5 protein-coding genes are annotated in these 4,022 nt (G+C 59.9%); 2 read left to right on the forward strand and 3 right to left on the reverse strand.

Annotated features, from left to right (window positions below):
- Positions 1-62: 62 nt before the first annotated feature.
- A complete protein-coding gene (locus V2S85_RS26820; RefSeq protein WP_330705833.1) occupies positions 63-935 on the forward strand; it encodes a helix-turn-helix transcriptional regulator in 873 nt (290 codons plus the stop codon).
- Between the two features lie 61 nt (positions 936-996).
- Here the strand turns inward: V2S85_RS26820 and V2S85_RS26825 are convergent, their stop codons facing one another.
- Positions 997-1,632: a TetR family transcriptional regulator gene (locus V2S85_RS26825; protein ID WP_330705834.1), complete on the reverse strand. Its 636-nt coding sequence runs from the start codon at positions 1,630-1,632 to the stop codon at positions 997-999.
- A 92-nt stretch (positions 1,633-1,724) separates the two neighbouring features.
- On the opposite strand from V2S85_RS26825, the gene V2S85_RS26830 reads away from it, so the two are divergent.
- Complete coding sequence (locus tag V2S85_RS26830) at positions 1,725-2,390, forward strand: O-methyltransferase (RefSeq protein WP_330705835.1); 666 nt, start codon at positions 1,725-1,727, stop codon at positions 2,388-2,390.
- 146 nt (positions 2,391-2,536) lie between these two features.
- Here V2S85_RS26830 and V2S85_RS26835 read toward each other — a convergent pair whose 3' ends face one another.
- Both V2S85_RS26835 and V2S85_RS26840 read right to left on the reverse strand, forming a co-directional pair.
- Positions 2,537-3,073, reverse strand: a complete 537-nt coding sequence (locus V2S85_RS26835; RefSeq protein WP_330705836.1) for an AAA family ATPase — start codon at positions 3,071-3,073, stop codon at positions 2,537-2,539.
- Positions 3,074-3,509: 436 nt separating this feature from the next.
- A complete protein-coding gene (locus V2S85_RS26840; protein ID WP_330705837.1) occupies positions 3,510-3,740 on the reverse strand; it encodes a hypothetical protein in 231 nt (76 codons plus the stop codon).
- Positions 3,741-4,022 lie beyond the last annotated feature (282 nt).

The raw sequence follows: 4,022 nt of genomic DNA on the forward strand, positions 1-4,022 counted from the left end.
CCGAGCATGCCCGCCATCCGACAGGCCATCATTGACCGAATATCAAGACCTCCGCCAGACCAATGCCCTCATTGCGGTGGGAGCCTATCAGTCACGCATTTCAAACTTCTGCCAAAGTAGTGCTAGACCCCGTAGCCTTTGGGTTCGGCGGCGGTCGGAGGCGTACGCCTGGACTGCGCCGTGAGGAAGTTGCCAGCCGCGCGAACATCAGTCCGACCTGGTACACCTGGCTGGAGCAGGGTCGGGGCGGGGCTCCGTCAGCCGATGTGCTCGATCGGATCGCCAAGGGGCTTATGCTGACCGAGCCCGAGCGCGAACATCTCTACATGCTGGGCCTTGGGCGTCCACCCGAGGCACGCTACCGTCCGGTCGATGGCATCACCCCACGATTGCAGCGCGTGCTCGACGGAATGGTGCTCAGCCCGGCGATCATCAAAAACGCAATCTGGGATGTAGTGGGCTGGAACCGGGCCGCGGCGGCGCTGCTGACCGATTATTCGCAACTGCCGTTGGGCGAGCGCAACATCCTGCGGCTGATGTTCACGAACGGCAGAGGGCGTAGTCGCAACGAGGATTGGGAAAGCGTTGCACGGTTCGTGGTTGGAGCCTTTCGGGCTGACATGGCTAGGGCTGGCGCACAGGGCAGCGTGGATGCCGCCAGGCTCGTCGAGGAACTCAGCCGCCTGAGCACGGAATTTGAAAAGCTGTGGCAGGATAATGACGTCGTCGCTCACAGCGAAGGCGTGAAGCATATACGCCATCCTGCAGCAGGGCTCGTGAAGCTGGAATTTTCATCGTTCGCCGTCGAAGGCAGGCCCGAGCTGGGGATGATCGTCTACAATCCCGCGACCCGCGCTGATGAGGAAAAAGTGCGTGCGCTGGTGGATGCGGCAAAAGGGCATGACGACCAACTCACGCCTGTGCATGGGCGGTGAGGCTGATATCCACGCTAGACGCCGGATCGGCCGAATGACGTAGAGGTGTCCGGCGGGCGGCTCAGCCGTTGGCCGAAAGGCGATCTAGATAGGCGCAGAACATGTCCGCTACCGCATCGGCATACACTTCGCTCCGCTCAGACAGATGGCGCTCCTCTGAAATGCGCTTGCCCGTTTCCGACATGGTCATCTTGATGGTCTCCATCGCGATCTCACGGCGATCCACGGGCAGGTCGGGGAGCACCTCCGCCATGAAGTCGCGCATGACCCCGGTAGCCCTTTCACGGGGATCGTCCGCAAGTTCGGCGTCGCGATAAAAAGGGGCAGCATCCGCAAGGGCGACGCGCATCTCCGCCTCTTCGAGCTCGGACCGGACAAAGGCGTGGACGAGATTGCCCAGGCGTTCGAGCGGCGGCTTCGATCGGTCCTCGAGGATGCCGCAAAGCAGCTCGACGTTCTGGCGCCACTCGTCGGTCTGCAGGCGGAAGAGGATCGACGCCTTGTTCGGAAAATACTGGTAGAGCGAGCCCACGCTCACCCCCGCCCGCTCCGCGACTCGTGCCGTAGTAAATCGGTGCGCACCCTGCTCGGCCAGAACGCGAGCGGCAGCTGTCAGAATGTCGTCTACGAGCTGGTTCGAACGGGCCTGGCGCGGCGCCTTACGCACGGAAATCCCGGGTTTTCCACGGCCTGCCACGATCAGCCTCCCGAACGCGAATAACTAATGCGACGAATTAATCGTATTTTGGGGACGGGCGCAAGGTCGCCCTGACAATCACGGAGAAGAACATGACGACCCTGAATTCCGAGCCGGTCGCGTCCCTGCTTGACCGCCTCTTCACCGAGGCCGATGCGAGCCGGGTCGACATCCCCGCAGCTTTCGCCGGCATGACCGACGATCAGGCCCACGCTATGCTAGGAAGCCGGACCGAGTATCTCGATCTCTATACGCGGATGAAGGATCTCCCCCTTCCTGTATCCCGCGAAGCCGGCTCGCTGCTCTACGTGCTCGCGCGCTTCGGATACGCCCGCTCCATCGTCGAATTCGGCACCTCCTTCGGCATCTCGACGCTGCATCTGGCAGCCGCGATCCGGGACAATGGCGGCGGTCAGGTGATCACCACCGAGTTCGAACCGTCCAAGATCGCGCGGGCCCGAAGGAACATCGAGGCCGGCGGCCTGCTCGACCTTGTCGAGATCCGTGAGGGCGACGCTTTGGTGACGCTCAGCCGCGATCTGCCCGAGAGCATCGATCTCGTCTTGCTCGATGGCGCCAAGGGCCTGTACAACGACATCCTCGACCTCCTGGAGAGCCGCCTGCGTCCCGGGGCCCTCCTCCTCGGCGACAATGCCGATATGTGCCCGGAATATCTGGAACGGGTTCGTGCGATCGGCGGCGGATATCTCTCGATCCCATTCGCTGACGACGTCGAGCTTTCCATGAAGATCAGCTGATCGTCTAACCGCTCCTAAGCGGGCCATCGACTGAACCGTTCCCGGCAGATGAACGAGCAACCGCCTTCAGAATCTGTGAAGGCGGCCCGGGACGGCAAAAATTGGCGCCTTGCTACAGAAAACGAGGCATGCCTCGCGGCATCCAGCTAAGCGATCGACGCGAGGACAAAAGCGGCACGGGCGGCAACGGAAGCCATTGGCAATGCTACGAGATCGTAACCCAGATCGGTATAGGCATCGACCATCGCGCTATGCGTCGCCTCTGCTTCGGCGGGGGTTTGCTTCCGTTCGCTGTCCTGTCTGAAGATCTCCGGCCAGAATGGAGCTATGAAGACCTTTCGGGCATAGCGCCTTTGTCGCGCAGCGCGCTGCAATGTTGGCGGGACCGGCAGTTCGCAGAGTTTGAGATAGCCGATGACATCGGGAATACCGCGGTCAAAAATGACCGGGCCGGGCAAGTCGATCGCCTCACGGTAGGAGCGCAATTCCCATGCGAGCATCATCTGTGCGAACGCCTCCCGGTCCGCCCAGGGCAAGGCCGTACCGCCGATATCCACCTGATCCTGAATAATGGCACGCCCTGCTTCCGGCATATGGTTCAGGCCTTGAGCGGCGAGGGCTTCGATCAGACTTGTCTTTCCGGAACCAGGGCCGCCGGTGATGACGTGCATATGACTTTTCATGCGTTCGTTCCGTTTTCAGTGCTGTTATGATGGGCGCGTAGAAGCTTTTGCCGCCCTCGACCCAAATCGGCCGTTCAGCGGTCGATTTTCCATCCCCAGGTGCTGACCGTCTGCTTACCAGACTTCAGAGCCTGTGATGGCCGGTAGGCGACTGTCCGGTTACGGGCGTATAAACCCAGATAGCTGCCGTCCCAAACGGATCGCTCTTCCCCGTCACGTCGCGACGAGGACCGGGAGCGATAACAGCACGGTGGAACTGCGATTCAACTTTTTATTGAAACTTTTACCACTCTAGGGCATTAGAGAATCAGCTACGGACAGCGGGGCTTCCTGTAAAAAGGTCGCCGCAGCATGTGCGCCTCAATGGCCGGTACACCACGGTAAGGCACACCCGCACCTTTAAAGGGCCTCCGCCTAAAGCGGAGGCCCTTTTCCGTTAGGGCATCCTTTTTTGCTTATACAAGCAGGTTCGCAAAACCGTGTGCATATTGAAGCGCCGTTTGATGTGGCTGAAGGAAACTGCGCGCGAATGGCAACTGGTAACGACCAGATTGACGTCAGCCAGCTCCTGATTGCACGGATAAAGGTAGAAGAAGACCACCTGATGCTCGCCATCGACCGGCGCGGGGGCGCGACCTGGTGCAATGTCGATGATGGCATAGTTCATGGCCCTGTTTCGATCGAATGATTCCCAGCAGAAATAATTCTGCTCGATCATCCGCTTAGCTAATTCAGGAAGCCCAAGCGAAAACGCATACCGATCTTCGCAAAACCGCCTCGGTTTGCCATTCTCGTCCTCTAGATGGTGATCGCCGCGATCACAGGTAAGCGGTAAAAATCCTCCACGTTGCGGTTGAACCGCCGCGGCAGGTTTGGCGATGTAATTTTGGTAATCAAGCAGCGGTGACGATGTTGCTTATTTCGAACATGGTTTGCCCGGCGTTTATAT

The sequence above is a fragment of the Novosphingobium resinovorum genome (assembly GCF_036352595.1).
GTDB classification, from domain to species: domain Bacteria; phylum Pseudomonadota; class Alphaproteobacteria; order Sphingomonadales; family Sphingomonadaceae; genus Novosphingobium; species Novosphingobium resinovorum_B.

Bases quoted from the DNA above. Each gene is read 5' to 3' on its own strand.
- V2S85_RS26820 (WP_330705833.1), top strand. From the start codon at position 63: ATGCCCTCATTGCGGTGGGAGCCTATCAGTCACGCATTTCAAACTTCT.
- V2S85_RS26830 (WP_330705835.1), top strand. From the start codon at position 1,725: ATGACGACCCTGAATTCCGAGCCGGTCGCGTCCCTGCTTGACCGCCTC.
- V2S85_RS26835 (WP_330705836.1), bottom strand. From the start codon at position 3,073: ATGAAAAGTCATATGCACGTCATCACCGGCGGCCCTGGTTCCGGAAAG.
- V2S85_RS26840 (WP_330705837.1), bottom strand. From the start codon at position 3,740: ATGAACTATGCCATCATCGACATTGCACCAGGTCGCGCCCCCGCGCCG.